At 63.5% G+C, this 26,437-nt stretch carries 25 protein-coding genes; 8 read left to right on the plus strand and 17 right to left on the minus strand.

Going from position 1 to position 26,437, the window contains the following annotated elements; all coding sequences use genetic code 11:
- Positions 1 to 17: 17 nt before the first annotated feature.
- The 3 genes from selA (at position 18) to N5P29_RS09825 (ending at position 4,316) form a co-directional block, all read left to right on the plus strand.
- Entirely contained in the window at positions 18 to 1,349 is a 1,332-nt protein-coding gene (gene selA / locus N5P29_RS09815; RefSeq protein ID WP_262278374.1) for an L-seryl-tRNA(Sec) selenium transferase, read from the plus strand.
- A gap of 3 nt (positions 1,350 to 1,352) precedes the next feature.
- Positions 1,353 to 3,149, plus strand: a complete 1,797-nt coding sequence (gene selB, locus N5P29_RS09820) for a selenocysteine-specific translation elongation factor (protein WP_262278375.1) — start codon at positions 1,353 to 1,355, stop codon at positions 3,147 to 3,149.
- 135 nt (positions 3,150 to 3,284) lie between these two features.
- Complete coding sequence (locus N5P29_RS09825) at positions 3,285 to 4,316, plus strand: aldo/keto reductase (RefSeq protein ID WP_262278376.1); 1,032 nt, start codon at positions 3,285 to 3,287, stop codon at positions 4,314 to 4,316.
- A gap of 86 nt (positions 4,317 to 4,402) precedes the next feature.
- On the opposite strand, the gene N5P29_RS09830 is transcribed toward N5P29_RS09825, so the two are convergent.
- The 10 genes from N5P29_RS09830 to N5P29_RS09875 form a co-directional block, all read right to left on the minus strand.
- Positions 4,403 to 5,005 (minus strand): alkylhydroperoxidase domain protein, encoded by a 603-nt coding sequence (locus N5P29_RS09830; protein ID WP_262278377.1) that lies wholly within the window; start codon positions 5,003 to 5,005, stop codon positions 4,403 to 4,405.
- Positions 5,002 to 5,655, minus strand: coding sequence for a CMD domain protein (locus N5P29_RS09835; protein ID WP_262278378.1), 654 nt, complete (start codon positions 5,653 to 5,655; stop codon positions 5,002 to 5,004). The genes N5P29_RS09830 and N5P29_RS09835 overlap by 4 nt, the downstream gene beginning before the upstream one ends.
- Positions 5,652 to 6,701: a putative FMN-dependent luciferase-like monooxygenase gene (locus N5P29_RS09840; RefSeq protein WP_262278379.1), complete on the minus strand. Its 1,050-nt coding sequence runs from the start codon at positions 6,699 to 6,701 to the stop codon at positions 5,652 to 5,654. Before N5P29_RS09840 ends, N5P29_RS09835 begins: the two co-directional genes overlap by 4 nt.
- Positions 6,698 to 8,356, minus strand: a complete 1,659-nt coding sequence (locus N5P29_RS09845) for a dipeptide ABC transporter ATP-binding protein (protein ID WP_262278380.1) — start codon at positions 8,354 to 8,356, stop codon at positions 6,698 to 6,700. Before N5P29_RS09845 ends, N5P29_RS09840 begins: the two co-directional genes overlap by 4 nt.
- Positions 8,353 to 9,222, minus strand: coding sequence for an ABC transporter permease (locus N5P29_RS09850; protein ID WP_262278381.1), 870 nt, complete (start codon positions 9,220 to 9,222; stop codon positions 8,353 to 8,355). The genes N5P29_RS09845 and N5P29_RS09850 overlap by 4 nt, the downstream gene beginning before the upstream one ends.
- The gene (locus N5P29_RS09855) at positions 9,219 to 10,163 is read right to left on the minus strand and encodes an ABC transporter permease (RefSeq protein ID WP_262278382.1); all 945 of its coding nucleotides are present in this window, start codon (positions 10,161 to 10,163) and stop codon (positions 9,219 to 9,221) included. The genes N5P29_RS09850 and N5P29_RS09855 overlap by 4 nt, the downstream gene beginning before the upstream one ends.
- 1 nt (position 10,164) lies before the next feature.
- Positions 10,165 to 11,826, minus strand: a complete 1,662-nt coding sequence (locus N5P29_RS09860) for a TIGR04028 family ABC transporter substrate-binding protein (protein ID WP_262278383.1) — start codon at positions 11,824 to 11,826, stop codon at positions 10,165 to 10,167.
- A 190-nt stretch (positions 11,827 to 12,016) separates the two neighbouring features.
- Positions 12,017 to 12,904, minus strand: a complete 888-nt coding sequence (locus N5P29_RS09865; protein WP_262278384.1) for a sulfurtransferase — start codon at positions 12,902 to 12,904, stop codon at positions 12,017 to 12,019.
- Entirely contained in the window at positions 12,901 to 14,376 is a 1,476-nt protein-coding gene (locus tag N5P29_RS09870) for an NtaA/DmoA family FMN-dependent monooxygenase (protein ID WP_262278385.1), read from the minus strand. Before N5P29_RS09870 ends, N5P29_RS09865 begins: the two co-directional genes overlap by 4 nt.
- A 166-nt stretch (positions 14,377 to 14,542) precedes the next feature.
- Entirely contained in the window at positions 14,543 to 14,923 is a 381-nt protein-coding gene (locus N5P29_RS09875) for a MerR family transcriptional regulator (protein ID WP_262278386.1), read from the minus strand.
- A gap of 168 nt (positions 14,924 to 15,091) precedes the next feature.
- Between N5P29_RS09875 and N5P29_RS21080 the strand changes: the two genes are divergently transcribed.
- The 3 genes from N5P29_RS21080 to N5P29_RS09885 all read left to right on the plus strand — a co-directional run bounded on the left by N5P29_RS21080 (position 15,092) and on the right by N5P29_RS09885 (position 17,140).
- Entirely contained in the window at positions 15,092 to 15,655 is a 564-nt protein-coding gene (locus tag N5P29_RS21080; protein WP_410007920.1) for an MBL fold metallo-hydrolase, read from the plus strand.
- A gap of 534 nt (positions 15,656 to 16,189) precedes the next feature.
- Positions 16,190 to 16,465 (plus strand): hypothetical protein, encoded by a 276-nt coding sequence (locus N5P29_RS09880; protein WP_262278387.1) that lies wholly within the window; start codon positions 16,190 to 16,192, stop codon positions 16,463 to 16,465.
- Positions 16,466 to 16,519: 54 nt separating this feature from the next.
- A complete protein-coding gene (locus N5P29_RS09885) occupies positions 16,520 to 17,140 on the plus strand; it encodes a flavin reductase family protein (protein ID WP_262278388.1) in 621 nt (206 codons plus the stop codon).
- 78 nt (positions 17,141 to 17,218) lie between these two features.
- Here the strand turns inward: N5P29_RS09885 and N5P29_RS09890 are convergent, their stop codons facing one another.
- Entirely contained in the window at positions 17,219 to 18,595 is a 1,377-nt protein-coding gene (locus N5P29_RS09890; protein ID WP_262278389.1) for an SLC13 family permease, read from the minus strand.
- Between the two features lie 11 nt (positions 18,596 to 18,606).
- Complete coding sequence (locus N5P29_RS09895; RefSeq protein ID WP_315973390.1) at positions 18,607 to 19,428, minus strand: maleate cis-trans isomerase family protein; 822 nt, start codon at positions 19,426 to 19,428, stop codon at positions 18,607 to 18,609.
- A gap of 165 nt (positions 19,429 to 19,593) precedes the next feature.
- On the opposite strand from N5P29_RS09895, the gene N5P29_RS09900 reads away from it, so the two are divergent.
- Positions 19,594 to 20,388, plus strand: coding sequence for an IclR family transcriptional regulator (locus tag N5P29_RS09900; protein ID WP_262278390.1), 795 nt, complete (start codon positions 19,594 to 19,596; stop codon positions 20,386 to 20,388).
- Positions 20,389 to 20,432: 44 nt separating this feature from the next.
- On the opposite strand, the gene N5P29_RS09905 is transcribed toward N5P29_RS09900, so the two are convergent.
- Positions 20,433 to 21,593: a low temperature requirement protein A gene (locus N5P29_RS09905; protein ID WP_262278391.1), complete on the minus strand. Its 1,161-nt coding sequence runs from the start codon at positions 21,591 to 21,593 to the stop codon at positions 20,433 to 20,435.
- A 263-nt stretch (positions 21,594 to 21,856) separates the two neighbouring features.
- Here N5P29_RS09905 and N5P29_RS09910 point away from each other — a divergent pair, with 263 nt between their 5' ends.
- Entirely contained in the window at positions 21,857 to 22,690 is an 834-nt protein-coding gene (locus tag N5P29_RS09910; RefSeq protein ID WP_262278392.1) for an aldo/keto reductase, read from the plus strand.
- A 60-nt stretch (positions 22,691 to 22,750) separates the two neighbouring features.
- On the opposite strand, the gene N5P29_RS09915 is transcribed toward N5P29_RS09910, so the two are convergent.
- The 4 genes from N5P29_RS09915 to N5P29_RS09930 all read right to left on the minus strand — a co-directional run bounded on the left by N5P29_RS09915 (position 22,751) and on the right by N5P29_RS09930 (position 26,230).
- Positions 22,751 to 23,353 carry a hypothetical protein gene (locus N5P29_RS09915; RefSeq protein ID WP_262278393.1) on the minus strand — a complete coding sequence of 201 codons (603 nt, stop codon included), beginning with the start codon at positions 23,351 to 23,353 and terminating at the stop codon, positions 22,751 to 22,753.
- Positions 23,354 to 23,448: 95 nt separating this feature from the next.
- On the minus strand, positions 23,449 to 23,841 hold the full coding sequence (locus N5P29_RS09920) for a hypothetical protein (protein ID WP_262278394.1): 393 nt from the start codon (positions 23,839 to 23,841) through the stop codon (positions 23,449 to 23,451).
- Between the two features lie 128 nt (positions 23,842 to 23,969).
- Complete coding sequence (locus tag N5P29_RS09925) at positions 23,970 to 24,656, minus strand: response regulator transcription factor (protein ID WP_262278395.1); 687 nt, start codon at positions 24,654 to 24,656, stop codon at positions 23,970 to 23,972.
- Positions 24,641 to 26,230 carry a sensor histidine kinase gene (locus N5P29_RS09930; RefSeq protein ID WP_262278396.1) on the minus strand — a complete coding sequence of 530 codons (1,590 nt, stop codon included), beginning with the start codon at positions 26,228 to 26,230 and terminating at the stop codon, positions 24,641 to 24,643. The genes N5P29_RS09925 and N5P29_RS09930 overlap by 16 nt, the downstream gene beginning before the upstream one ends.
- Positions 26,231 to 26,437 lie beyond the last annotated feature (207 nt).

Genomic DNA, 26,437 nt, shown 5'->3' on the forward strand with positions numbered 1-26,437 from the left:
CGAGACGAGGAGGCGCTGTGGACAACGTAGATCCCCGCCGGCTGATTCCCCGCACCAATGACCTCCTGGCCCTGCCGGCCGTCCTCGAAGCCCGTACACGAATGGGCGGACACGTCATCCGCGGACTCGTCCGGGACCTCCAGGACCAGGCCCGGCGCGGCGACCTCCACCCCGCCCAAATTGAACCGGCTCTCCTGGCAGCCGTCGCTGACCACAGGGCGACAAGCCTTCGCCCTGTCCTGAATGCCACGGGCGTTATCGTCCATACGAACCTTGGCCGCGCACCCTTGTCCGCTGATGCGGTCGACGCCGTTGTTGGCGCCAGCGGCTACGTCGACGTGGAGATCGATCTTGCCAGTGGCGGCCGTTCCCGCCGCGGGGCGGGCGCAAGGGCCGCGTTGCTGCATGCCTGCCCTGCAGCCGAGGACGCCTTGGTGGTCAACAACGGAGCGGCCGCGCTGGTCCTGGCCACCACAGCCCTCGCCTCGGGTCGGGAGGTGGTGGTGAGCCGTGGGGAATTTGTGGAGATCGGCGCAGGCTTCCGTCTGTCCGACCTGATCGAGTCCACCGGCTCAAGGCTTCGCGAGGTGGGCACTACGAACAGGACCCACCTGCTCGACTACCAGAAGGCCCTTGGCCCCGACACCGGTTGTGTCCTCAAAGTCCACCCGAGCAACTTCCGGGTAGAGGGCTTCACCTTGTCGGTGGCGCTCGAGGAGCTCAGTCCTGTGACCAAGGCAAGCGGCGTACCGCTCGTGGCCGACCTCGGCAGCGGGCTGCTCGCTCCCGACCCCTACCTGCCCGACGAACCCGATGTTTCCTCGGCTCTGGCGGGAGGGGCCGACGTCGTCATCGCCAGCGGTGACAAACTGCTGGGCGGCCCCCAGGCCGGTTTGCTCTTGGGGCGCAAGGAGATCATCGAACGCTTGGCCCGCCACCCCCTGGCCCGTGCCGTGCGCGCGGATAAACTCGCCCTGGCTGCCCTTGAGGCGACTCTTGCGGGCGGACCGCCACCGGTCGTCCAGGCACTGCATGCCGACGTCGGCCAGTTGCGTAGACGCACGGACGAACTGGCAGAAGCACTCGGTCTACCAGTCGTAGCCCACGACGGCCGGGTTGGCGGTGGGGGTGCTCCCGGTGTTCCCTTGCCCGGGTGGGCGCTGCAACTTCCCGAGGATCTCGCGGTTCTTTTACGCACCGGAGATCCGGCTGTCCTGCCGCGTGTCCACGATGGCTCGTGCCTCATTGACCTTCGCTGCGTTCCTGCTGCGGATGACCACCGGATCCTCGCTGTGGTGCAGCACGCGCTGGCGCTCCGGGCGGGACGCTTTGCCGCCGGGGCGGGCTAAGCAGTGCACGTCGTTGCCACCGCCGGGCACGTCGATTCGGGCAAAAGCACCTTAGTCCGCGCCCTCACCGGCATGGAGCCGGACCGCTGGGAAGAGGAACGCCGCCGTGGCCTGACCATTGACCTGGGCTATGCGTGGACCACTTTGCCGTCCGGACAGGATGTGGCGTTTGTGGACGTGCCGGGTCACGAACGATTCCTGGGGAACATGCTTGCCGGCATCGGGCCGGCGCCTGTGGTCTGTTTCGTCGTTGCTGCCGACGAAGGCTGGCAGGCGCAGTCAAGCGACCACCGGGACGCAGTGGCCGCCCTGGGAATCGGGTACGGGGTGGTGGTCCTCAGCCGGGCGGACAGGGCATCGGGCCCGCGGATCGCAGCCGTGCTCGCACGGACCCGGACCGAGCTGGCGGGGACCGGTTTGCAGGACGCGCCTGCAGTAGCTTTGTCCGCCGTCGACGGGGCAGGGCTGGAGGAGCTTCGTGCCACCTTGGACGATGTCCTCGCGCAGGTTCCTGCCCCGGCCATGACCGGGCGCGTTCGGTTGTGGGTGGACCGCTCGTTCACCATTACCGGCTCGGGAACGGTGGTGACTGGAACCCTGGCGGCAGGAACACTGAGCCAGGGGGAGCGGCTTGAGCTGCTCGGCCATGATGGTTCCCGGCCTGTCAAGGTACGTGGCCTGCAGAGCCGTGACGCGGCCTGCGCCTCGGTGGAGCCTGTCAGCCGGGTGGCGTTGAACCTTCGCGACGTCGCCGCTGCGGATGTCCGGCGTGGAGACGCCCTGGTTACTCCCGGCGCGTGGCCCACCACCGCAGTTCTCGGCATCAGGCGGACCACGGGAGTGGCCTATACGGAAGTGCCGGAGCAGCTCACGGTGCATGTCGGCACTGCGTCGGTGCCCGCACGCTTGCGTCCGTTCGGTGTTGAGCATGCCCGCCTCGTCCTCGACAGGAGCCTGCCCCTGGTTCCCGGAGACCGGTTGGTACTGCGGGACCCGGGAAGCCGCTCGGTGCTGGGCGGTGCGCTCGTCCTCGACGCCGATCCGCCTGCCCTGCGGCGACGCGGCGATGTCGCCCGCTGGGCGAAACGGCTTACGGGCATGGATCCCGGCGGCGACGTACTCGGCGAGGTTTCAGCCCGCGGCGCGGTCCACGTAGATCAGTTGCTCAAGCTTGGACTCCTGGCAGGGCCCGGCCCGGACGCTCCGGCCGGCGTTAGTGTCATCGAGGATTGGTGGGTACACGTGCCGGTCCTCGAGGCATGGCAGCATCGCTTGCACACTGCAGTCCATGATCTGCAGGAACGCGATCCCTTGGCCCCCGGTCTTTCCATGGGCGCTGCACAGGACCTGCTCAAGCTGCCCGACAGAAAGCTCCTTCCGCACGTCATCCGGGGGGCCGCCTTGGAACAGGATGGCGGCCATGTTCAGCTGCCGGGCAGCCACGGCAATCTTGGCCCCATCGAGCCGTCCATTGCCACGTTGGAGGGAAGGCTGAAAACTGAGGCATTCCGGGCCCCCGAAGCCGATGAGCTGGCAGTACTGGGACTCGGTGCCCGGGAACTCGCTGCTGCCGAACGCGCGGGTCGCGTACTGCGGCTGCGCGACGGGGTGGTGCTGCTGCCAACCGCGCCGGCCCTTGCAATGCGAACCCTCGCCAGCCTTGACCAGCCATTCACCACGAGCCAAGCACGACAGGCACTTAACACAACACGCCGGGTTGCGGTTCCGTTGCTGGAATATCTCGATTCCCGTGGCTGGACCAACCGCTTGGATGCCGGCCACCGGACAGTCGTGCGTTGACTTCCGGACTTCGGAAAGGGTAGGACTCCGCGTCCTAGGAAGAACAGGGGCAGGAAAACCTGCTGACCATGCCCCAAGATGTGCGTATCGTCAACTCCAACAGGACCAACCTCGATGGGAGAACTGAGGAGAGCTATGCAATACCGCACACTGGGCAACAGCGGCGCCGTCGTATCGAACTATGCGCTCGGAACCATGACGTTCGGGGCTGAAGCCACCGAGGAGACGTCCCGCGCGATCCTTGATGACTATGTAGCCGCGGGCGGCAACTTCATCGACACTGCGGATGTTTACAGCGCCGGCGTATCGGAGGAAATCATCGGACGCTGGCTCTCGGACCGGCCGGGTCAAAGGGACCAGCTTGTACTGGCCACCAAGGGTCGGTTCCCCATGGGCCAGGCCCCGAACGATGTGGGCACCTCACGCCGCCACCTGACCAAGGCCCTGGACGATTCCCTGCGCCGGCTCGGAGTGGAGCAGATTGATCTCTACCAAATGCACGCCTGGGACCCCATTACGCCACTGGAGGAGACGCTCCGTTTCCTCCACGACTCCGTCAGCAGCGGCAAGATCGCCTACTACGGATTCTCGAACTTCCTGGGTTGGCAGGTGACCAAGGCAGTTTACTTGGCCAAAGCCCATGGTTGGAGTGCGCCCGTCACCCTGCAGCCGCAGTACAGCCTGCTGGTGCGTGAGATCGAGTGGGAAGTCGTCCCGGCGTCCCTGGATGCGGGCGTGGGTCTGCTGCCGTGGTCGCCCCTGGGCGGCGGCTGGCTCTCCGGCAAGTACAAGCGGGACGAACCGCCCGTTGGCGCAACCCGGCTCGGTGAGAATCCAACCCGGGGCATGGAAGCATGGCAAGCCCGTAATGACGACCCCCGTACGTGGGACATCATTGAAACCGTGGAAAAGATTGCGGCTGACCATGGCGCGAGTGCCTCGCAGGTAGCGCTGGCATGGCTGGCGGACAGGCCGGCGGTAACATCCGTGATCCTTGGTGCCCGCAGTGTGGAGCAACTGGCGGATAACCTTGCCGCTGCGGACCTTGAACTCAGCCCTGGGGAAACTGAGCTCCTCACCCAGGTCAGCCAGCCTCGTGCAGGGGTATATCCCTACGGGCCCATGGCAATTCAACAACGCAGCCGCAAGATCGAAGGCGGCAGGTAGTCTCACAAGCCGAATGCAGACGGCGCCGGCTTAAGGCCGGCGCCGTCTGTCGTGAGGCGGTTGTTAATGCCAGCAGTATTACTGCTTCAGCTGGCCGCCTCCGGCTCGCCGAGGGACAGCATCAGCCGGTTCGCCCAGTTGAAGAAGGCTGCGCCATGAATCACATCCGAGATTTCCAAAGCATCCAGTCCGGCATCCTCCAGGGCCTGGAGGTGGCCGGCGTTGAGCCGCGATGGAGTGTGGGCGAGAGCGGCGGCGGCAGCAGTGATGGCGTTCCATCGCGGGCCGAGGTCCGCCGAGGTGCCGTCGTCGAGAAGGCGCTGGACGTCGTCGTGCCGTTCTGAATAGTGGGACGCGAACCGCGAGTGGACCGATGCGCAGAAAACGCAGCCGTTCTCCCGTGACGTGGCCGTCGCGGCGAGCTCGCGTTCGGCCCGGGGGAGACCTTCCTTGGTGTTGTAGAAGATGTCCTTGTCTGTCCTGGTCCTGGCGCCGAGGATGTCAGGGTCACGGGCCAGCAGTCGGAAGTAGTCGCTCGAGGCGCGCGATCGGTCAACCAAGCCCTCGTACTGCCGTTCAGTCAGTTCCTCAACGGTCGGGGCCTCAAGCCAGGGCACCCAGCCCAGCTGGTCCTGCGTGAAGGCCTCGGGGCGGTTCAGCCCAGGGTAGGTAGTAACCGAATCGCTCATGAGTAGATCCTTTCGTTCTGTGCTTCGGTGCGCTCGGCTTCTTCATCAGTCGGCTGGGCATTGAGCAGCCCCAGCCCTGTAATAATCCGGAGCTGGTACGAAAGGAACGCGACAAGTTGGGACAGGGTCACGATTCCCGTAGTTGTCCAGCCGGCGGACAACAGGGCCTGAAGTGCTGCCGGAGAGGCCTCCCGGGGACGGAAGACCAGCAGGTGGGCGTGCTCCAGCGCTGCCGTGAGTCGAATACCCAGTGCATCCCGCAGGTCCTGCCCGGCAACCCACTGGAGTCCGGGCTTGCTTTCGCCCTGCAGGCCCGGTTCGCGGTACGTGCCGTAAGGACCTTCGGTGTCGCCGGACTGCGCTGCGTCCCGAACAGCTGCCGTCAGGGCGGGTCCGGCACCGGACTGTGTGAGTCCTGAGGCGTAGAAGGCAGCGGCGGCGTGGTTGTCGTGAAGAAGCGCCACGAACAGGGCGACGGCGTATCTCTCGCTTGCGCCGGCGTCGTCCAGTTGCCCGGTGTGGAACAGCGCGAGGTAGCTCGCTTGCGTGTTGTCGCGGGTGACCGGACGGCGGCGGCGCAGCTGGTCCAGCGGCGAGCCCGGGATGACTCCCAGTATGTCGTCGACGGCGTCAGTAAAGGTGGTGCTCATTTCTCTCCTTGCAGGGCGGGTACGGGAGTTGGAACAGGCTTCCAGCCGAGTCGCGGAACGACCTCTGTCGCCGCGAGCTTGATGGAACGCAGGATGTGCTCGTGCGGTGGGTCGATGGAGTGGACCTGGAAAGTCACATCGGTGGCCCGCTCCAGGACACTGTCGCGGCTAAGCGACTCGATGACGTCCTCAACCGAGCCCACATGCGAGTCCGTGGCCGCAATAAGGTCCTCCACTGTGTCACTGGCGAACACGTGACCCTGGCGCTCGAAGTGCGGGACGATCCTTCTCAGACCCGTTTCGGCGAAGCGGAGGGCAGTTGCCCGGTCATCAGCGACGAAGAGGGTCCGGGAAGCCAGGATCCGTGGTGTTGCTCCGGTAGGAAGTGCCTGGAGGTAGGCGTCGATGATGGGGTTCTGCAGGGCCTCAAGTGGAGCATCCGGTTGCGATGAGTCGCGCGGCTGGGTACGGGAGAGCATGAGCCCATCGCCTGCACGGCCGGCGCGCTCGCCGCCGCTGGCGGAGAACGTTGCCTGCCAGAGCCGTTCCAGCAACTCCGGAGCTGCAGGATAGAGGGAATTGGCTGAAGAGCGTACCTCCTTTCCTCCCCAGGCTTCGGTCAGGATCTGGAGCTTGTCAGCGTGGAGGGAGCGGCGCTGTTCGCTGTCCAGGCCGAATGCTGCGAAGGAGGAAGCGGTACCGCCGGTCCCAACACCGACTTCGAGGCGGCCCCCGGACAGCAGGTCAAGAACCGACGTGTCTTCGGCAACGCGTACGGGATCTTCCAGTGGCAGCGTGATGATTCCGGTGCCGAGGTGGATCCGGGAAGTGCGGGCAGCGGCATAGGCGAGGAAGACCAACGGTGCAGGCAGGCCGCCCTCGGCTTCGTTGAAGTGGTGTTGCGCCACCCAGGCGGTATCGAAGCCTTCTGCCTCGGCAGTCTGTATCTGCTCAAAGGCGAGCCTGTAACGCTCGGCCGGTCCGGCGTCGTCGAGCAGTCGCGTAAAGAAGCCGATCCGCTTGGATCCTTGCAGGTGCTGGGTCATGGCCGTGCCTTTCGGTTGCCTGGGATCGCTTCTATCAATTCGCGGGTGTATGCATGCTGTGGATGGTCGAACACGTCGGTGACGGTTCCGGCCTCGACCTGCCGTCCGGCGCTCATCACTGACACGGTGTCGGCAATCTGGCGGACTACTGCCAGGTCATGGGTGATGAAGATGTACGTCAGATCCAGCTGCGCCTGGAGTTCTTCCAGGAGGGTGAGGATTTGGGACTGGACGGTGACATCGAGCGCCGAGACGGCCTCGTCCAGGATCAGGACCTCCGGGTTGAGCACAAGCGCCCTGGCAATCGCGACGCGCTGGCGCTGGCCTCCAGAGAGTTCACGCGGGTGCTTGGGCAACAGATTGGCGGGCAAGTGCACGCGATCAAGCAGGGCGCGGACGATCCTTTCCCGCTCCGGACGCGGAACGGGATCAAAGTTCAGGAGGGGCTCCTCGATGATCCGTTCGATGCTCTGGCGCGGATCCAAAGAAGTGAAGGGGTTTTGGTAGACCAACTGGACGTGTTTGCGGAACTGCCGCAGGCCTTTGGCATCCAGGCCTGCCAACTCGATCCCGCTGATGGTGATGCTGCCTGAAGTGGGGCGCTGGAATCCTGCGAGGGCACGGGCCGTGGTGGTCTTGCCTGATCCGGACTCACCCACAATGGCGTGCGTGCTGCCGCGGGGCACCTGGAAGCTCACGTCATCCACGGCCCGGAAGGACGGCTGGTTGCGCCCGGTTTCGAACTCCTGCACGAGGTTTGACACCGCAACAGTGACCTCGCGGCCAGGGGTAGGTACCGGGCGGGCCGCGGCCGGCGAAATGGACGGAGCATCAGCCAGCAATTGCCTCGTGTAGCTGCTGGCGGGATTGGCTAAAACCTGTGTGGTCGGGCCTTGTTCCTGGACCCTTCCGTCTTTGAGCACCACCAGTTGCTCTGCCCGGTCAGCGGCAACTCCGAGGTCGTGGGTGACGAAAAGGACCGCCGTTCCTGTCTCGGCACGGAGTTCGTCGATCAGGTCCAGGATACGGCGCTGCACGGTGACATCGAGTGCGCTGGTGGCCTCATCGGCGATAATCAGTTGCGGTTCCAAGGCAATGGCGGCGGCAATGAGTACTCGTTGTTTCATGCCACCCGAGAGTTCGTGGGCGTACTGACCTGCCCGGCGTTCCGGCTCCGGTATGCCTACCCGCTCCAGGAGTTCCAGGACGCGCCGCCTTCGTTCGGTCTTGGGCAGCTTGGTATGAAGCCGGAGCACCTCCTCGACCTGGGCTCCCACAGTGAGCACGGGGTTCAGCGAACTCGTCGGATCCTGTGGAATCAAGGCGATCTTGGCGCCGCGGATCGATTCGAGGCGCTTTTGCGACCAACCGGCAATGTCCGTGCCGTTGAGCAGGATGCTGCCACCGTCCACGCGTCCGTTGCCGGCCAGGAGGCCGATGACCGCCTGTGCTGTGGTGGACTTTCCGGAGCCTGATTCACCCACGAGCGCCAGGACCTCGCCGGGGGAGATCTGCAGGGAAACGTCGTGGACCACCCTGCGGTGCGTTCGGTGCTTGTCGGAGTAGGACACCGACAGGTTCCGCAGTTCCAAGACAGGCAACGGTGTGTTCTGCCCCGCTGCCGCGGCAGCCGTCTCTGTAAGGACGTCGCTCACGGTTGTACCTTTCGGATCGAGTGGCTGATGCGGTTGGCTGACAGGACCACGGCCACCACAACCAGGCCCGGGTAGGTGGTCAGCCACCAGGATGTGGCGACGTAGTTGCGGCCCTCGGCGATCAACAGCCCCCATTCAGGAGTGGGCGGCGGAGCGCCGTAGCCAAGGAAGCCAAGCGTGGAGATCGCCAGGATCGCACTGCCGAATTGCAGGGCAATGAGTGCAAGAACCGGGCCGGCCGAATTCGGCAGGATGTGGCGCCGCAATACTGAAGCGAAAGTGCCGCCGCTTCCGAAGGCCGCTTCCACGAAGTCGCTCCGGCGGACCCTCAGGACTTCGGATCGAGACAGCCGGGCGAAGCTGGCAATGGAACCCACGCCCACGGCTATCGCGGCATTCACCGTGCCGAAACCAAGAATGATGATGATGCTCAGCGAGAGCAGGAGGCTTGGGATGGACAGCAGCACATCCACCACCCGCATCACCACGTTGTCGGTTGCTCCACCCAGGGAACCTGCGAGCAGTCCCAGGAGGGTTCCCACCACGAGCCCCACCCCGACGGCCACAAGGGCACCTGTTACTGAGTTGATGGAACCGTGGATCATCCTCGACAAGAGGTCGCGGCCCAGTTCGTCCGTGCCGAGGAGGTACTCGCTGCTTGGTGGAAGGAGTTTGTCCCGTGCTTTGCCTGACGTGGGGTTGTGGCCGGTGAAGAGTCCCGGCGCGATGGTCCACAGAGCAACGATTCCCAGGACCAGCCAAGCCAGCAAGAGCCCTGGCTGGATCCGGGGAATTGCGAAGCGGCGATCCGGGCCCTTGGGCGGGACGTCCGGTTGCGTGGCTTGGACCACGGTTGCCTGGCTCATGTGAGCGCTCCTGTCTTTTGCTTGAGCCGGGGATCCAGGACGGGGTAGAGCAGATCCACGGCAAGGTTGACCAGCACAAAGGCAGCCGCGGCAAGAACCACAACGGCCTGCAATACTGCGGCGTCCTGGTTGTTGACGGCCTGCTGGGTCAACTGTCCGACGCCGTTGCGCCCGAATACCGTCTCCGTCACTACGGCGCCGCCGATGAGTTCGCCGAGGAGAACGCCGGCGATGGTCAAGGCCGGCAACACCGCGTTTCGGGCCACGTGATGGCTGAGGACCCAGGCGTTGCTGCCGCCGCGGGAACGGGCGACGGCGACAAATGGTTGGGTGCGCACGTCATCGATGCTGCGGATCAGCACTTGGGCCAGGGGAGCGGAGATCGGGACGGCGAGCGTCGCCACCGGAAGGATCAGCCCCAGGGCCTCGGGCGGGTTGATCACGGGAATGAGCTTGAGCCGGAAGGAGAAGACCTGGATCAGTACGATGCCAAGCCAAAACACCGGAACGGAGACCAGCAGTGACGGCAGGGACTCGATGGCGTTGCGCAGCCATGCGAAGGGAGCGAGGCTGGCGAGGAACGCGATGGCTGTCGCCAGGATGACAGCGGCCAGGAATCCCAGCCCGGCAAGTGCCAGGGTCGACGGTACGTTGGCTGCGAGTTGGTCCACAACGGGCACCCCGGCCTGCACTGAATAGCCGAGGTTCCCCGTGAGGAAGCCGGCGAGGGAATTCAGGTATTGCAGGAACAGTGGAGTGTCTGCCCCGTACGAATTCCGGATGTCGGCGATCTCTGCAGGGCTCAGGCCCATGTCGGGATTCTGGTACTTGATCAGGAGGGCGTCCCCGGGCAGCGCCTGCAACAGCACGAAGGCGATCGTAAACGCTGCCCAGAGGACCAGTACTGCCTGGCCGATACGGTTCAGGAGATAACGCTGCATGTCAGCCCTTGTTGAGCCAGACGCCGTACAGGCTCGGCCGGCCAACAGCTTCGAAGGACAGGCCGTGCAGGTAGGGAGCCGAAGCGAAGACCTGCGGTTCTTCGAAGATCGGGATCACCAGGGCCTGGTCGATGAGGTGGTTCTGGATGTCGGCTACGTCCTTGAGGCGCTGCTGCGGGTCAGTGCGGGCCGTTTCTGCTTCCAGGAGGGCATTGAGCCTTTCATCGACGAATCTCTTCACCTTCTGGCTGCTGCCACCCAACTGGAGCAGGGCGTCGCGGTTCTTCGGGTAGAACTGGCTCTTGATCACATCTGGATCAGCGCGACCCACCATGGCAACGGAAACAGGGGTCTCTTCAGGATCCAGGCTGTCAACGGTCTTGCTTCCGGAGTCACCGGCGAGGACATTGAGTTTCACGCCTACTTTTTGCCATTGCTGGGCCACGAGCTGCAACACGGCCTTGTTCTGCGGCTGTGGCAGGGACTCATAAATGGTCAAGGACAGTTGCGCTCCGTCCTTGGTCCGGATGCCATCGGCTCCGACCTTCCAGCCGGCCTCGTCCAGGAGTTGCTTGGCTTTGTCCTGGTCGTGGCGGAGCTTGTCCGAAAGGTCAACGTAGCCCTGGGCGTCCTTGGCCAGGACGGAGGTGGCCACGGGGTAGTTCTCCGAGAAGATCGTGTCTACCACTTCATGGGTGTCCGTAGCTTTCAGGAGTGCCTGCCGGACCCGCACATCTGAGACGAGCGCATTATCCGGACGGAAAACGATGCTGTCATTGACTCCGCGGGTGCCCGGAGCATGGATCGTAAAGTTCTGGCCTTCTACTTGCTTCTCGTCATAGGCCTGGACCTGGCGGATCAGGTCGCCCTGCCCGGCAAGAAGCGAGCCTGTGCGCACGCTGTCCTCAGGGGTCACGACGATCTTTACGGTGTCCAGGTAGGCCCGTCCCTGGTGCTTTGCTGTGGCTGGTCCCCAGTTGTAGTCCTTGCGGGCTTCCAGGACGAGCTCCTTGCCGAGCACTTCGCTGGCGACAGTGAACGGACCGCTGCCGATGATGTTGCGGGCATCGCCAAGTTCGTCGAACTTCCGGTCCAGTGTGCTGATGGAGACGATGCCGGAACCTATGGTGGCCGTGCCCTGCAGGAAGCCGGGCGAGGACTTCTTGAAGTGGAATCTGACGGTGAGCGGATCAACAACCTCACTGTGGTCATAGTTGTTGATGACTTCGGAGACGGGCTGGTTCAGGGCTTTGTTTCCCAGGCCGTAGGTGTCGAAGTTGCGTGCTACTGCTGCTGCGTCCACGGGCGTGCCGTCGGAGAAGGTGACGCCGCTGCGCAGCTTGAACGTGTACTGGGTCAATTCGGGGTTGCTGGTCCAGGACTCGGCGAGCCATGGCTCAATCTTGAGCGTCTCGGGATCCTGGAATGTCAGCTTGTCCGTAATCTGGTTCAGGATGCCGCCGTTGGGATAGAAGCCGCCCGATGGTGGATACAGGTTGGTGTGAGCCTGTTGCTCCAGGTAAACCAGCGTTCCACCGGTAACCGGCACGCCGCCGTCGGCTTGCTTCGCCGTTTCTGCGCCGCCGCACGCAGCCAGGATCGTGGCGAGCGCAAGCGCTGCCACGCCTGCCGAGACGGCGCGGACGGGTCTGGGGAAGATCATGGGGATGCCTCTTTCGGATGGAGTGGAGCCCGCGGCGCTGCGCGGAAAATGGTGATTGAAGGACGTCTGGACATCACTGTAGGAGGGTGCGAAAGCCTGTCCGAACCGGGCCGACATCAACGGTCACTCCAGTTCGCATGGCGAAAAAGCGCTTCACGCGCCGCAACAATCCGGCAGCTTTTGCCCTCGATTAGTTCCTTTCTGCCGCGGTGGCCGACCATGCTGACCAGGACCCGACGTACAGTGCCGCTTCGATCCCCAGCGTGGCGAGGGTAAGGACTTTGTGGGCGGCCAGGACGCCGGCGCCGCAATAAGTTCCGACGGCGGCTCCCGGAGTCAGTCCGGCCGCCTCGGCCTGCGCACGCAGCACCTCAGGGGGAAGCAGCAGCCCGTCCTCGTCCAAGGTGCTGCTGCTGGGAAGGCTGAGCGCTCCGGGAATGTGGGCTGGCGGGTCCCCGGGAGTCCCGACGAAATGTTCTCTTTCCCGGGCGTCAAGCAGGATGCCGCCGTGTGGAAAGGCCGCCGCTTCGTCGGTCGCGATGGTTGCAAGGTTGCCGCTCGCCGGGGACAGTCCGGCCTTCAGCGTTATTGATCCGGCCCCGGTGTCCGGTCGTTGTGTCGTGGTCGGCAAGCCCAGGCTCCGCCAATAGCCATAGCCACCGTCGAGGACCCTTACATTCACCAGTCCAGCCCACTTCAGGACCCACCAGGCCCTGGCCGCCGACAGTCCGTGCCGGTTGTCGTAGACCACCACCGCCGAGTCATTGTTGATCCCGTAGCTGCGCAGGGCGCACTGCAGAGCACCTGCTGACGGAAGGGGGAGTGCCCCATCCACTGCGGACCTGTGCGGTCCAGCGTCCGCGAGCACCGTGGGCAGGTGGACGTAGTGTGCCCCCGGCAAGTGGCCGGCGTCGTATTCTGCTTCCGGTTGGGCGAAGCCGGGTCTGAACCGGATGTCCAGCAGGACCGGCGCCGCTCCTTCGGCGAGCTGACGGGCCAGTTCGGCCGCTTCGATGAAATGAGCATTGCGTAGTTCATCCAGCTCCGTGTCGGGTATGGATGTGGCCTCTGAGCTCATGCCCGGGCTCCGGCTCCGACCGGACCTGTCACCGTCGTGCTTTCAACCGGTGTGGCGTCGTGGAGGTTCACAGGAACGGTGAGTCCCAGATGATCGCGCAGCGTGCTTCCCTGGTATGCCTCCCGGAACAAACCACGCGAGCGCAATTCAGGGATCACTCCTCGGGTGAAGTGTTCAAATTGCTCCCCGAGGAAAGGCGTGAGGATGTTGAAGCCGTCCACACCGCCTTCCTCATGCCAGGCCTGGAGGTAATCGGCTATATGTGCGGCAGTGCCGACCACCACGCTGTAAGGCACCAGGTGGTTGACAAGTATGTCCCGCCATCGCACGGGCCGGGCCGTGCCCGGTATCCTCCCTGAGCGCTGCCGTGTCAGGTCAAGCAGGTGCTCGCCGTGTTGGTTGAAGCGGGCAGCATCGTCAACGGTGACTTCCGCCTCGAGCTCGGCTTGGGCCAGCTCGAGCCCAATCGCTTCGCCCAGGACAGCCAAGCTTCGGGTGGCAGGGAATCCTTCCCTGTCGTCGTGCGGTCCCGGTGATACAGGCACCCGGGAGGCCAGGAAATCGTGAATCTCCCAGGCCTCTTCGAAGGTTGACCCAATGATGGGCAGTACGGGAGTGAGACTCTTGACGTGGTCTGGATTCCTGCCGTTCGCCGCGGCCTCCGTGCGGAGGGTCTTCGTCACGGCGGCTGCCTCTGCGATGCCCGGCAGCGCCAGCAAGGCCAAGTCAGCGCGTGTGTGGACAAGGTGCCGTGAGCGCTGGGACGTGCCGGCGTGGACCAGCGGAACATGCCCTTGGATGGGTCGGAGCACGTTCAAGGGACCGGCCACGGGATGGTGCGCGCCCCTGAAGTCAGCCCGGTGCAGTTTGGAGGGGTCCAGATAGTGCCCCGATTCCTGATTGGCGACCAAGGCGCCGTCGCCCCAGCTGTCCCATAGCAGCCTCAAAGCATCGATGAGTTCTTCGGCGGAGTCGTAGCGCTGTTCGTTGCCCCAGTGCGCATCCCGGCCGTGATTGGCAGCTGCCCGTGGTTCGGCCCCTGTCACAATGTTCAGGCCGAGGCGTCCACCGCTGAGTCTGTCGATGGAGGCACTGATGCGTGCCAGGGTGTAGGCATCGGAGTAGGTGGCGTTGACCGTGGCAATCAGGCCGATCCTGGAGGTGATCCCGGCCAGGAAACCGACCGCGCTCAGTGGTTCGATGCGGGCGGCCAGATAGGGATCCCTGAACTCCAGATCGGGTCCTGTAGCCAGCCAGTCGCCGAAGAAGATGTAGTCGAGGCCGGCTGCCTCGGCTTCCAATGCAGTGGCGCGGATTACCTCCGGATCGTCATGGGGATCGTGGTGGGCTCCCGGGTAGCGCCAGCCGCTGGGGTAGGCGCCGACGGCCCGAAACATGGCCCCGATGATGATGTGCTTGCGTTTGGTGGTTCCTGTGTCGTTGGCTTCGGAATGCGTGGAGTTGTTTGTCATGCGCCGAACTTAGGAGCTGTCCGGGCAGGGCTCCCAATGAGACTTCACATGCGTTAGTGCGGTGTCACGTCAGGTCACTGTGGTTCACTGCGGTTCACGAATTCGATGCAAAGTTCTGGCGCCGGCATTGTCCCGAGTGACGATCGACGCGCAGGATCTCCCAAACTCAAACAGGCTGTGCGTCGGGGTAGGCATGTGCGGCGCAGGAAGGACAGGAATTCACCGCCGAATGCGTGCATTCAAGGACGTGGTCCAGGAACGCCTTCGTGGCTTCGAGGCTTGAGATCTGTGTTTCGAGCCGCTCGCGATGGTCGGCCACGAGCACTGCACGGGCCGTGCCCGTGGTGCGCGAGAGGATTGTGATCTCAGCGAGGGACATACCCGCCGACTGGCAAAGCCGGAGCAGCCGCGCCTCTGCGACAGACTGGGCGTCGTATTCGCGGTGCCCGTTCGGCAACCGTTTCGGAATGACTGCTCCGACTTCTTCCCAATGTCGCAGGACATGGGTTGGAACGCCTATGATCCGGGCCGCATCGCCTATCCGCATATGGGCTCCCGTCTTGACTTCAGGTTGACCTGAGCCTCTAGCGTCTCACGCATGTATAACTTTCAGTCCAATAAAGGGATGGCCTTGTGGACGACGGAACGATCGATTGGCGGGATGGAGATCCGGCCAGTGAGGCAAACGATGATGGGCATGGCTGGACTTCTTGCAATGCCATTTCGGCAGGTATGGCCGCGCAGGCGCGACGACGGCGAGCTCAGCGGACTGGTCGACGCCGGCCTCCCTTCAGGAACGGTTACAGTGAGCGTGCAGCCATTGATCCAGCAGAGGCGAGAAGTTCCAGCGTTCGCCATCGCCGAAGGGGTATACCGCCCGCGGACACTTGAGAGTGTGTTGACGAGCTACGTGATCCGACATCGCGACGCGACAGTGCTTGTCGACCCAGCCCTTTGTGTCGACGCTGACCATCGAATCATGCCGGAGCTGCCTTGGATGCTCCGAGGAGCTGTGAGACCCATGGCCTCTGCGCTGTCCACGACATCGGCCCTGCACTGGGCGGGAATCACGCCGCGCGACATTGACTTCGCACTGGCCACTCATTTGCACTGGGACCACGTGAGCGGTCTGCTTGACCTGCCGGACCTCCCGCTGGCTGTGCATTCCGTCGAGCATGATTGGATCACTCACGGGAGGCAGGCACCGGCCGGTGGAGTGCGATCGGTGATGAGGGGGCGTCGCATAGACAGGTTCGACTTGGGGGTCCGCCAGTGTTGACGTTTGAGCATAGTCATGACCTCTTCGGCGACGGATCTGTGCTTCTGGTTGGCCTGCCGGGGCACACTCCGGGCAGCGTGGGCGTACTGCTGCGAACCCGGACTGGTCTCGTCCTCCTGGCGGGGGACGCGGCGTGGCACGGAACCCAGATTGAGCGGCTTCGCCAGAAGGCCCCCTTTCCAGGACTTCTTGTCGACGCGAATCGGACGGAGGCATTTCACACCTTGCATCGGCTGCACTCGATCAAGGACCGCGTGCTCATCATCCCCGCCCATGACCCGGGACATCATGCGAAGCTGGCACGCTAAACCGCGCCTAGTCTGTTTTGCAAGCGAGTGACCGTGAGCCTTGCCACCTTATTTTGAGTAGCTCAGAATAAGAAGTTAGACTTGAGTACAGGCCAGAGCAGCCCTTGACTACCGCACCGGTGAACACTCCCGGGCCGGCAGGGCGAGCGCCACAATCCGCATCCCTTCCGCTTGAGCGGTACTGGAGTCCCTAACTGGCCATGATCCTGAATCCCAAGGAGTATCAATGACTTTGCTTGTCGAACGCCCCGTAACCATCGAAACCACCCCTGAGAGCGTTACCGAGGTCGGTGCCGTCAACACCGAATCGCACGGTGGCAGCTACGTGACTCTGCCCGCGGGTAGCCCGCAGCCAGGTGCAGAGGGGTCCTATGTCACCATCCCGGGCAGCCGAAACCTGCCGGCTGTCGCCCGTGGCAGCTACGTGACGGTGGCCAATGCCGCCGTCGTTGCCAACCGGGCCGTTGAAGGACGCTACGTCACGCTTTCGACGGCAGCCTAGGGCCCTTGCTGCTGCTCAACTGACCCACTCTTGTTTGATCGCTAGGCTGGCAGTATGCGAAACGATTTCAGCCCTTCGGCCACGTCCGCCCGTGACTTCTACCGGCTTTTGACCGCAGTGGTGGTTCCCCGGCCGATCGCCTGGGTTTCGACCGTCTCTCCGGCAGGAACCGACAATGTTGCACCCCATTCCTTCTTCACCGTTGCGTCAACCAAACCGCCGATTGTGCAGTTCACGTCAGTGGGTGAGAAGGATTCGCTGCGCAACATCACCGGGTCGGGAGAATTCGTCATCAACCTCGCTCCGGCGACACTGTTGGAAGAGGTCAATGCCACTGGAACCAATTTCCCGCCGCAGGTCAGTGAGTTCGATGCCGTAGGGCTGACTCGTGAGCCGAGCCTGACCGTGGCAGTGCCGCGCGTCAAGGAATCGCCGGCGGTGCTTGAATGCCGGCTCCATTCCGTGCTGCCGATCGGGGACTCGACTGTGGTTTTTGGCGAGGTAACACATGCTGCCGTGAGTAGTGCTGTGCTCGATGGCAGTCACCCGCGGATCGACCTGCTTGAGCCACTGGCCAGGTTGGGGCTGGACGAGTGGGGAACACTCGGAGCCGTCCGGAGCCGTAGCCGTATCCGGCTAGGGGACTGGCCGGGAGATTTCGCTCCCAAGGGTTAGGGCCGGCTGGCCGTCAATCCGAGGAAAACAAAAGGGACGTCCCAAGCGGGACGTCCCTTTTGTTTTAGCCTGTAACTCCTAGCCAATGCCGAGCTGGACAAACAAGAACCAGGCCAGAAGCGGGACAACGCCGATCATTGCGATGGCCCACAGCAACAGCGCACGGAAGAACATCCGCTCGTCTTTCGGCTGGGCGCTGGCCATCAGCAGGGCTCCGCTGGTGGACATCGGGCTGACGTCAACCACGGAGGAACTGATGGCGATGGCCGTCACCACGCCCACAGGAGTGAGCAGAGGGTCCATGGCGATGGGGGCAACCACGGGGCTGATGACGCCCAGGGTTCCCGTGGTGGAGGCGAAGGCTGAAACGATTGCCACCACGTAGCTGGCGATCAGCGCCGCGAGGGAACTGTTGCCCAGACCGGCGATGCCTTCCTGAAGTTCTTTCAGCGCGCCCATTTTCTCCAGCATGCCCACGTAGGTGACGATGCCGGTGACGAGGATGATGGCTGACCATGGCATGCTTTCCAGCGCCGGCTTCTGCACGTTGGAGTCGAGGATGATCAGGACCCCGGCGATGACCAGCGAGGCTACTCCCACATCCATGCCCAGGACAGTGGTGAGAACCAGCAGGGACGCAATGCCCGCAAGTGTGAGAATCCGCATGGGGGTGGCGGCTACCTTGACCGGGGCGGATCCGCTGGCATGTTGCCCAGCAACCGAAGTCCGCGCCGGGGCCGTAAGCACGGCTGTGCCCGATCCTCCCACGCCATCGGTCGCCGGGGAGGCGGGTCCGCCGTCGTAATGTATGGCAGTGTCCCCGCCGAGCCGCGCCGCCGTCTTCGTGGCCCGGCGCTTCATGATGGCCTGGACCAGAACATAGGCGATGACGGCCAGGATGGCGTTGAAGATGAAGCAGTACGCATACAGCTTCAATGAATCGTCACCGGCCCCGGCTGCGTCCAACATCTTGTTGCCAAGGACGCCGAAGGGGTTGACGGGGGAGAAGGCGCCGGCATTGGCGCCTTGGACGATCACCAGGCCCATGGCCAAGGTGCTGATGCCGAACCGCATGCCCAGAGCCAGGCCAACCGGAGCGACGATGGCGATGGCGGCGGGCGTGAAGGCGCCGGCGGAGGCCAAGGCTGCCGTCAGCAGGAACATGAGGATGGGAACCAGGACCTTGCGGTTGCCGGCGAGCCGTTCAGCCCAGTAGGCGAGCAGGTCGATAGTGCCGTTGATCCGTACGATGGCGAAGAGCAAGGTGGCGCCCACCAGGATGAAGAAAAGTCCGGCCGGGAACTGCCCGATGACATCCTTGACCGACATCCCAGCCAGGAGGGTACCCACGCCGAACGCAGCTATGGTGGCCAGAAGTCCGGCGTTGATCTTGGTGAACGAGCCGACGGCGAAAGCCGCTACGAGCACCAGGAAGGCGATGAGTGAGAGCGACATTTGCCCGCCGCCTACGCCTTCGCCGCGGTGAGCACCCCGGCGCCGGACAGCAGACTTCCCGCTCCGCTGATGGCCGGTTTGTGGCCCAGTGCCTTGAGAATCTCGTACGTAGTGGCCGTAGCTGCCGTGATGACAGGGAGTCCCAGCTCGTCCTCGACTGCCTGGACGGCGGCGAGGGAGGGCATCTGGACGCAGGCGGACAGGACGACGGCGTCGGCGCCTTCGCGCTGCAGGCTGCGGGCCAGTGCGGGCAGGTTTTGCGGGTCAAGGCAACCGACTTCAAGATTGTCCGCTACTTCGAGGCTGATGGCGTCCAGCACCGTGATGCCCGATCCTTCGATGTAGTCCACCACCATCTTGGTCAGTGGCTTCATGTACGGGGTAATCATGGCGACCCTGTTGGCGCCGATTTCATGCAGGGTTCGGACCAGGGCGCCTGCGCTGCTCGTAACCGGGGCCGGGTGCCCGTTGCCGGAGGCAGCGTCAGCAATGACCCTTTCGGAACCCTCATGCGCTCCGGGGCCTTGAGCCATGACGGCGACGAGGCAGGCGTAGGCGATGACATCCACATCGGCGTCGGAAACCGCTTCGGCGCTCTGGGCTGCCTTGCCCACCATGGCAAGCAGTTCTTCCCTGGTGACCTTTTTCATGCCGGCGCGGGCGGAGTGGAAGGTGTACTTGTGCCCGGTCGCATCGGCTTGGCGCCGGAACAACTCCGGCAATTCCGTCTCCATGGTCGTGTTGGAGCTGGGGACGATCAGTCCCACGCGGCTGCTACCAGGGCGCTTGGGCTCGGGGGCGGTTTCGCAGGTGCTGGCGGTGATGGTGCTCATGGAATCTCCACGTCTTTGTGTTAGGGGCGAGTAAACCCATAAAGTGGGTTCGCATCCCATAATGTGGGTCAGACTGTGGTGGTGTCAAATGGATCACATCCTGTGTCGCCGGAGGCTTCACTAAGCTGGTGCATGCTGGCGGTAAAGAGTTAGGGGTATTGGACTGTGGTGAAAGAACCGGGAGCAGGGGCTTCGCCCCTATTGGTCCTGCATAAGGTGGCGGAGATCCTGGACTGTTTTTCCGTAGATGAGCCGGAGCCGACACTGCAGCAGATCATCCGCAAGACTGGGCTGCCGTCGAGCACCTGCCAGCGATTGGTCCAGAACATGCTCCGTGAGGGGTTCCTGGACCGCGACGGCGATCGGTACCGGATCGGCATAGGCCTGGTCCGCTGGGCTACTCCCGGAACTTTTGGGCTCGACGTCGTTCGGCTGGTTAAGCCGGTTTTGCAGCGGTTGCGTGACGAAACCGGTGAAAGCGCCTGTTTGTACGTCCGCGACGGTGCGTTCCGGACCGTCGTCGCGGTGGCCGAGACACGCCACGTTGTGATGCGTCCCTTCATGGTAGGGATGGTCATGCCTCTGCACGCCGGTGCCCCCGGCAAGATCTTCCTGGCGTTCGACCCCGGGGCCTGGGATGCGTTGGACGAGCAGGCGCTTGAGGGCTTCACTCCGGATACCCCGGTGTCCGTTCAGCAGCTGAAAGAGCAGGCGGAGGTGGCGCGCCGGCAGGGATTCTACGCAGCCTTTGGGGAACGCAACCAGGATGTCGGCTCCATCAGTGCGCCGGTCTTCGACCATGCCGGCCGTCTCGCATGTGCCGTGGGACTGGGGTTCCCCACTCAGCGGATTGGGCCGGCTGATGTTGAGCGGTTGGGGCCGGTGGTGGCCCAAGCGGGGCGGGAAGCCAGTTATGCCCTTGGCTACCAAGGCCTGGGGGATCTGCAGGAGACGTCTTAGACCCTCAGGCTGTAGCCATTGGTCACTGCCGGCATTCAGTAGCTTTAGAGGGCCAGCTGCCGCGTTCGACGCCGCTTGAGAGTATCGGAAACTGCGACGCCAATAAGCGGAAGGACAGCGCCCGCAGCGGCAACGAAGGCGGGAACCAGAAGACCCAGACTTGCCAGCACCGTCAAGGCTGCAATCCCGGCAAGATCAGGTGGTAGGCGCAGGCCCAGCACTTTTCGAATAAAAAAGCCCCGGCCGGCAAGGAAGAGGGCGGGTCCACCGAACAGGAGCAGGACCGTGGGCAGATCGGGGCGGGCGACAGGATCGCTGATTACCAGCTGGTCACCAACCGCCACCAGGATCAGGCCCGCCAGTAAGATGAGCAAGCTGTTGCCTGCCAGGATACCGGGCCGGAACTGGTCATTTACCGAAGCAAGCTTTTCCTGGATGTCCTGTTCGAGGCCATGGAAGTAGCACCACCATATCGCGACGCTTCCAATCAGACTTATGGTCCCGGTCAGAAAAATCATTGGATCCGTCAAGTTGCCCGCGATGGCCAGCCCGGTCGAGAGGATTGTTTCCCCGAGCGCGATCAGGTAGAACAACCCGAACCGTTCAAATATTCGCTCTCCCGGGAGCGGTACCTGGCTCCCTTCGGTCTTTCGGCCTGGCAACCGGTGCGCCAGCATATGCCCAGCCAGATCAGTCGCGGCAGCAACACCCCAGATCATCAGGCGCGGTTCCGCGTCGAAGAAGACCCCGGTAATCCAAAACGGCGCACTCATACACCCCCAAATGAGCGTTCGCACGAAATGGTCGTGCGTAGTCTTCTCGAGTCCTGCAGTCAGCATCCAGGCGCCCCGGCCCAGCTGGACCACCAGATAGCAGGCAACAAAAAGGCAACCAAAAGCGCCAAAGGATGAGTCGATTGAGGCGTTCATGAACAGGGTGACCAGCATGACGATCAGCAGCATCCACTGCACCTCACGCCGCGAAGTGTCCAGCAGTGTTGCCGACCAAGTGGTGTATACCCATACCTTGTAGACCGCTAAAAGCAGCACAAATGTCTCCCCGGCACCCAGCCAGGAAAGATGTTCCAGCAAATGATGGGACAGCTGTGACAGGGCGAAGACGAAGACCAGATCGAAGAACAGCTCCACGCGGGTAACCTGGTCTTCGGAGGTCGCTGAGCGCATCAGCGACGTGGCACGGACCATCAGTATCCTCCACTGGGCCAGGAACCAACGGATGCTGCCTCCTGTTGACGACAACAGTGGCGACGGTCCGTCACAAAGTCAAGGGAAGCCTGTCGAGGATGTCGAAGCACCTGGTTCGTTGGCGTGGCAGCCCGCGCCCTATCGTGTTCTTCCCACAGGGGCGTAGGTTGGAGTAACACGGCGTGTTGGCCATGATTTGGCATGGAAAACGCCGGACGCGGTGCATCCCACCACTGGAGCTGGACCTTTTGACGGGAGCTACTATGCGCGAGATATTTCTTCCATCCGGTGAGACTGTTCCGGCGCTCGGAATCGGAACGTGGGGCATGGGTGAGCAACCCGGCAACGCCGCTCGCGAAACAGCGGCGATCCATACGGCCTTGGACCTGGGGATGTCCGTAGTTGATACGGCCGAGATGTACGGCAACGGCGCCGCCGAGGAACTCGTCGGAAAAGCGCTGGCCTCACGGCGCAACGAAGCGTTCCTGGTCACCAAAGTCCTGCCGCATCACGCCACTTTGCGCGGAACCATCGCTGCTTGCGAAGGTAGCCTGCGCCGCCTCGGAACAGACAACATCAATCTCTACTTATTGCATTGGCGGGGCAGCGTGCCCTTGGCCGAAACACTCGAAGCCTTCAAACACCTGCAGCAGGCCGGAAAGATACGGCATTGGGGCGTCAGCAACTTCGATGTGGCGGACCTGCAAGAACTTCAGCCCCTACCGGGCGCTGAGGGAGTCGCGGCCGACCAAGTGCTCTACAACCTGACCCGCCGGGGCATCGAATTCGACCTGTTGCCCCAATGTGTCAGCAGCGGCATCCCGGTGATGGCGTATTCGCCGCTTGAACAAGGTCGGATGCTTAAAGATCCTTTGCTGCTCCGCATCGCGGCCGAACACGGCACCAGCCCCGCGCAGATCGCCCTGGCATGGGTGCTCAGGCAGCCGCTGGTTATCGCCATTCCCAAGGCTTCAAGTCCGCAACACGTCCACGAAGTCCACCGCTCCCTCAGCATCGAGCTCACACCACACGATCTGGCTGACCTGGATAGTGCTTATCCTCCGCCTACCCGCAAAGCCATGCTCGAGATGATCTAGGCGACTATCTCGTGCGGCCTGCCGCTTCAGGTCCCGGCGTCCATTCACCAATTGCCGCTGTCAGCGCCGCGCAGCCTTTCTTGCAGCATTTTTCAGGGCTTTGCGGGATACCGGCTTGAGGGCTTTGCGGGCGGCCTCTTCGGCGATGGCACGGTGGCGGCGGGCGTCAATGACGTCATTCCAGAGGGCCGTGGCAAATGCTCCGCCATCCTCGGCGTAGACGGGATAGGGATAGCCGGAGAAAGCTGCCGGCGGCGTCCCTGCGGGGAGGTCCGCACCGGATGACCGGACCGCGGCCTCGGCGATGGCCCAGGTCTCCGTCAGATGGGGAGTCAGGTTATCCTGTACAAAAACATTGGCATCGTGGGACTGGGCAGCCCGCTCCAGCAGGGAGCCGAGCCGTTCCTTCAGCAAGTCTGCGACCGCACCCTGGACAGGTTTACCCTCAGCCGTGGCGTTGAGCCGAGCCTCCTGCTCCGCGACGGCGTCCTCCCAATCGCTGGTCCGCCGGAACGCCTGCCACGTGGGAAACCACACGATCGCTCCTGTTGCGTGATTGTGGATATGCCGGAGGCCGCTGTTCTTCTCGGTGGATGCGTGGTCATGTCCTGCGGTGTCAGCGTTGGCCAGAAGTTCGGACAGGGTTACTGGTGACGGGTTCATGGTGATGGCGGGCGCTTTCCTGTAGGACGTGCTTTTATTCGTTCATCAGCACAACCCGTGGCGGGCGGTGCCTATTCCGTTGGCTGAGACGGTCTTCAGTCGTCGGAAGCGTCGCGGTCACGGAGTCCTCCTTTGTCGTCGCTGAGGTCGTGTGTGGCGCCGTCGTCGGAGACGCCCGGTGCGCGGAGTCCGCCTTTGTCGTCGACCTGGACGGGAGGCAGTGTCACTGGTTCGGCTGGGACGATTCGGGTCCCCGGTGTGTGCTCAGGGACCGCAGTGATCATGGGCGTAGGAGCGGGGCCCGCGGACGGCGAATCGTCGGGTCTGGGGAAATCCTCAACAGTGGCGGGCGTGGTGCTGGTATCGACGTTGGAGACTACGACTCCGGGGGAGACAACGGGCGACGGCGCGGCATTCACTTGAGACCAGACGGACAGGCCCGCAGCGCCGAGGACGGCGGCGAGTGGGAGGTACCACATCTTTGACATCGGTCTTCCTTTCGTTTGCTGGTTCAATCACTCTTCCTTGCTGCTGTGAAAAGGGAATGAATCTTCCATGAGAGACCTCTCATCCATGGCACAGTCATCCATGCGGGGTCCAGCCTCCCGGTGCTGCGTCAGTTCGTGCCGTCCCGGACAAGGACGGGAATGAACCGGTAACCGGCCCCCCGGACGGACTGGAAATGCTCCGGACCAAGTTTGGCGCGGAGATATCCGACGTAGACGTCCACTACGTTCGAGGACCCGTCAAAGTCGTAGCCCCAGACCCGGCTAAGCAGCTGTTCGCGGCTCAGCAGTTTTCCCGCGTTGTCCACAAACACCCGTGCCATGGCGAACTCGCGGGCGGATAATGGGATCGAGCGGCCACGGACGCTGGCGCAGCGGAGGTCCACGTCAAGGCTGACGTCCCCGCTTGCAGGAGCCGCGGCCTCCCGCACGGCGGGGGTTTCCCGCAACCTTAGCCGGATACGCGACAGCAGCTCCTCGAAACGGAACGGCTTGCTCATGTAGTCATCCGCTCCGCCGTCTAGCGCAGCCAGCGTGTCCGGAAGTGAATCCCGCGCCGTCAGGACAATCACAGGCACAGCGCAGTCCATGGCGCGCAAGGCCGAGAGCACTGTGAATCCGTCCATGCGGGGCATCGCGATATCCAGGATCAGCAAGTCGAATTCACCGGAACTGCCGTAGTCAAGTGCCCGGATGCCGTCCCCGACCGAGGTGGTGGTGTGGCCCGCCGCTCTCAGGCCTTTGGCGATGAAGGCGGCGATCCGTGGTTCGTCGTCGGCGATCAGGATGCGAGCCACGACGTCCCCGACGGCAAGGTCAGGACAAATCTGCTTCCCACGTTGACACGTGATGAAAGGCGGACCGAACCGCCATGCGCTTCAGCGATTGCTTTGACGATGGGCAGTCCCAGGCCGGAGCCGTCAGGGCCCCGGGACACCCCGGCGCGGGCAAACCGGTCGAAAATCCGTTCCTGGTCCTCGGCGCTGATACCGCAACCGGTGTCGGCTACCCAGATTTCGATAGTCGGCTCATGGTGCTTGCTGCCGGAAGGGTCGCCCCCTTTTGCGACCCATGCCGCGCCGATGGAGATGATGTCCCCGGGTTCGGTGGATTGCACGGCATTGGCCGCTAGTTGTTCAATGGCCTGGGTAAGGCGGTTCAGGTCTGCCTGGAACCAGCCGCCCGGCAGTTGTTCAATCTGCCAGTGCCGGTCGCCCAGGACGCGGACACGTTCCATAACCGCCTCGAGGAAAGAATCGACGTCAACCCAGTCCGGGCGGATGAAGCCGGGCCGGCCGCTTCGGGCCAGGACAAGGAGCTCGTTGACGAGGGACTGCATCCGGTCCACCTCCTCCAAAAGCAGGACCCTGGTGTCAGCGACGTCGAGGGCGTCGGAGGGCTGGAGAAGCTGAAGGTGGCCGCCGATGATGGTCAGAGGCGTGCGAAGTTCGTGGCTGGCGTCATCGACGAACCGGCGCTGGTCCTCAATGCCGGCCTCCAGGCGGTCCAGCATGCGGTTGAAGTCGGCTGCCAGCCGGGACACGTCGTCGTCGCCGGGCGGTACCGAAACACGACTGCTCACGTCCTCAAACGTGGTGTTTTCAGTTGCCTGGCGCAGGCGCCGAATGGGAACGAACAGGTGCCCCGTTACCGTGTACCCCACGCCACCTGCCAGCAGCAAGATGGCCACCGATACCGCCGCGAAGGTTCCGAAGGAGCCCACCATCTGCTCCCGTTGTTGCCCGATCTCATTTCCCGCCACCAAAACGCCCTTGGGGGTATTTGCGTCCAATGCGGCATTTCCTTCCAACGACACGGGGGTGACGGCAAGGCGCACCGTGCGGCCGTCCAGGTTCACGTCCCGGAGGGCAGTGCCGTCCAAGGGCATGGAGAGGACGGTCTCGAGGATCTGGGGGTGGCCGAGGTTCCGTGCCTGTACTCCGGCGGGCACGAACGTGTTGCCTCCGGCAACGGTGGCCATCACGGACTCGTAGCGTCCAAGGGTGCCACCGCGGAGGAACACGGTGAAGAGATCATCAAGGGAACTGTAGGGCCGGCCGTCGGGAAGGCCTTGGTCCACGATGTTCCGGAGACGTTCGGACTGGTGGAGCAGGTCCTCACTGACCCGGCTGTTGAGTTCACGAAGGTCCAGCGCAAGCGTGGTGGTACCGGCTACGAACAGCCCCACCGCCAGGAAGGCCAGTACGGTGGCCAGAACCCGGACTCGGACGGTCCGCAACGCTGCGCGGAGTTTCTGCGATCTGGCCCTTGCTTCCCGCATGCCTGTCTGGACCTTGCTCAGAACGCGGATGCGGAAAGCGTGCCCTGACGGATCGGTGCGGGTAGGGGCGGTGATTCTGCGCGGGTCCATGAGCTCCGATCCTCCTCCGGCTGGGTTCGGTGGACGGGAGATGAAACAGCCGTGCCACTTTGCCTTCTACCAGCCAAAGTAGTGGTAGGCACTTGGAGATTCCTTTGGCGCTGGCATTGAGAAGTGCCAGGACGCCCTTCAGGGTTTTTCCAATATTCCCCCAAGATTTGTCACCACCGGACGGGACGGTTCCAGCAGCACGGCATG

The organism is Paenarthrobacter sp. JL.01a (assembly GCF_025452095.1).
Classification (GTDB): domain Bacteria; phylum Actinomycetota; class Actinomycetes; order Actinomycetales; family Micrococcaceae; genus Arthrobacter.

Coding starts and splice junctions, on each gene's coding strand:
- N5P29_RS09870 (WP_262278385.1), bottom strand. CDS start 14,376: ATGACAAACAACTCCACGCATTCCGAAGCCAACGACACAGGAACCACC.
- N5P29_RS09850 (WP_262278381.1), bottom strand. CDS start 9,222: ATGAGCCAGGCAACCGTGGTCCAAGCCACGCAACCGGACGTCCCGCCC.
- N5P29_RS21080 (WP_410007920.1), top strand. CDS start 15,092: ATGCCATTTCGGCAGGTATGGCCGCGCAGGCGCGACGACGGCGAGCTC.
- N5P29_RS09930 (WP_262278396.1), bottom strand. CDS start 26,230: ATGGACCCGCGCAGAATCACCGCCCCTACCCGCACCGATCCGTCAGGG.
- N5P29_RS09880 (WP_262278387.1), top strand. CDS start 16,190: ATGACTTTGCTTGTCGAACGCCCCGTAACCATCGAAACCACCCCTGAG.
- N5P29_RS09910 (WP_262278392.1), top strand. CDS start 21,857: ATGCGCGAGATATTTCTTCCATCCGGTGAGACTGTTCCGGCGCTCGGA.
- N5P29_RS09830 (WP_262278377.1), bottom strand. CDS start 5,005: ATGAGCGATTCGGTTACTACCTACCCTGGGCTGAACCGCCCCGAGGCC.
- N5P29_RS09825 (WP_262278376.1), top strand. CDS start 3,285: ATGCAATACCGCACACTGGGCAACAGCGGCGCCGTCGTATCGAACTAT.
- N5P29_RS09915 (WP_262278393.1), bottom strand. CDS start 23,353: ATGAACCCGTCACCAGTAACCCTGTCCGAACTTCTGGCCAACGCTGAC.
- N5P29_RS09895 (WP_315973390.1), bottom strand. CDS start 19,428: ATGAGCACCATCACCGCCAGCACCTGCGAAACCGCCCCCGAGCCCAAG.
- N5P29_RS09885 (WP_262278388.1), top strand. CDS start 16,520: ATGCGAAACGATTTCAGCCCTTCGGCCACGTCCGCCCGTGACTTCTAC.
- N5P29_RS09855 (WP_262278382.1), bottom strand. CDS start 10,163: ATGCAGCGTTATCTCCTGAACCGTATCGGCCAGGCAGTACTGGTCCTC.
- N5P29_RS09890 (WP_262278389.1), bottom strand. CDS start 18,595: ATGTCGCTCTCACTCATCGCCTTCCTGGTGCTCGTAGCGGCTTTCGCC.
- N5P29_RS09840 (WP_262278379.1), bottom strand. CDS start 6,701: ATGACCCAGCACCTGCAAGGATCCAAGCGGATCGGCTTCTTTACGCGA.
- N5P29_RS09835 (WP_262278378.1), bottom strand. CDS start 5,655: ATGAGCACCACCTTTACTGACGCCGTCGACGACATACTGGGAGTCATC.
- N5P29_RS09905 (WP_262278391.1), bottom strand. CDS start 21,593: ATGGTCCGTGCCACGTCGCTGATGCGCTCAGCGACCTCCGAAGACCAG.
- N5P29_RS09875 (WP_262278386.1), bottom strand. CDS start 14,923: ATGCGGATAGGCGATGCGGCCCGGATCATAGGCGTTCCAACCCATGTC.
- N5P29_RS09865 (WP_262278384.1), bottom strand. CDS start 12,904: ATGAGCTCAGAGGCCACATCCATACCCGACACGGAGCTGGATGAACTA.
- N5P29_RS09860 (WP_262278383.1), bottom strand. CDS start 11,826: ATGATCTTCCCCAGACCCGTCCGCGCCGTCTCGGCAGGCGTGGCAGCG.
- N5P29_RS09920 (WP_262278394.1), bottom strand. CDS start 23,841: ATGTCAAAGATGTGGTACCTCCCACTCGCCGCCGTCCTCGGCGCTGCG.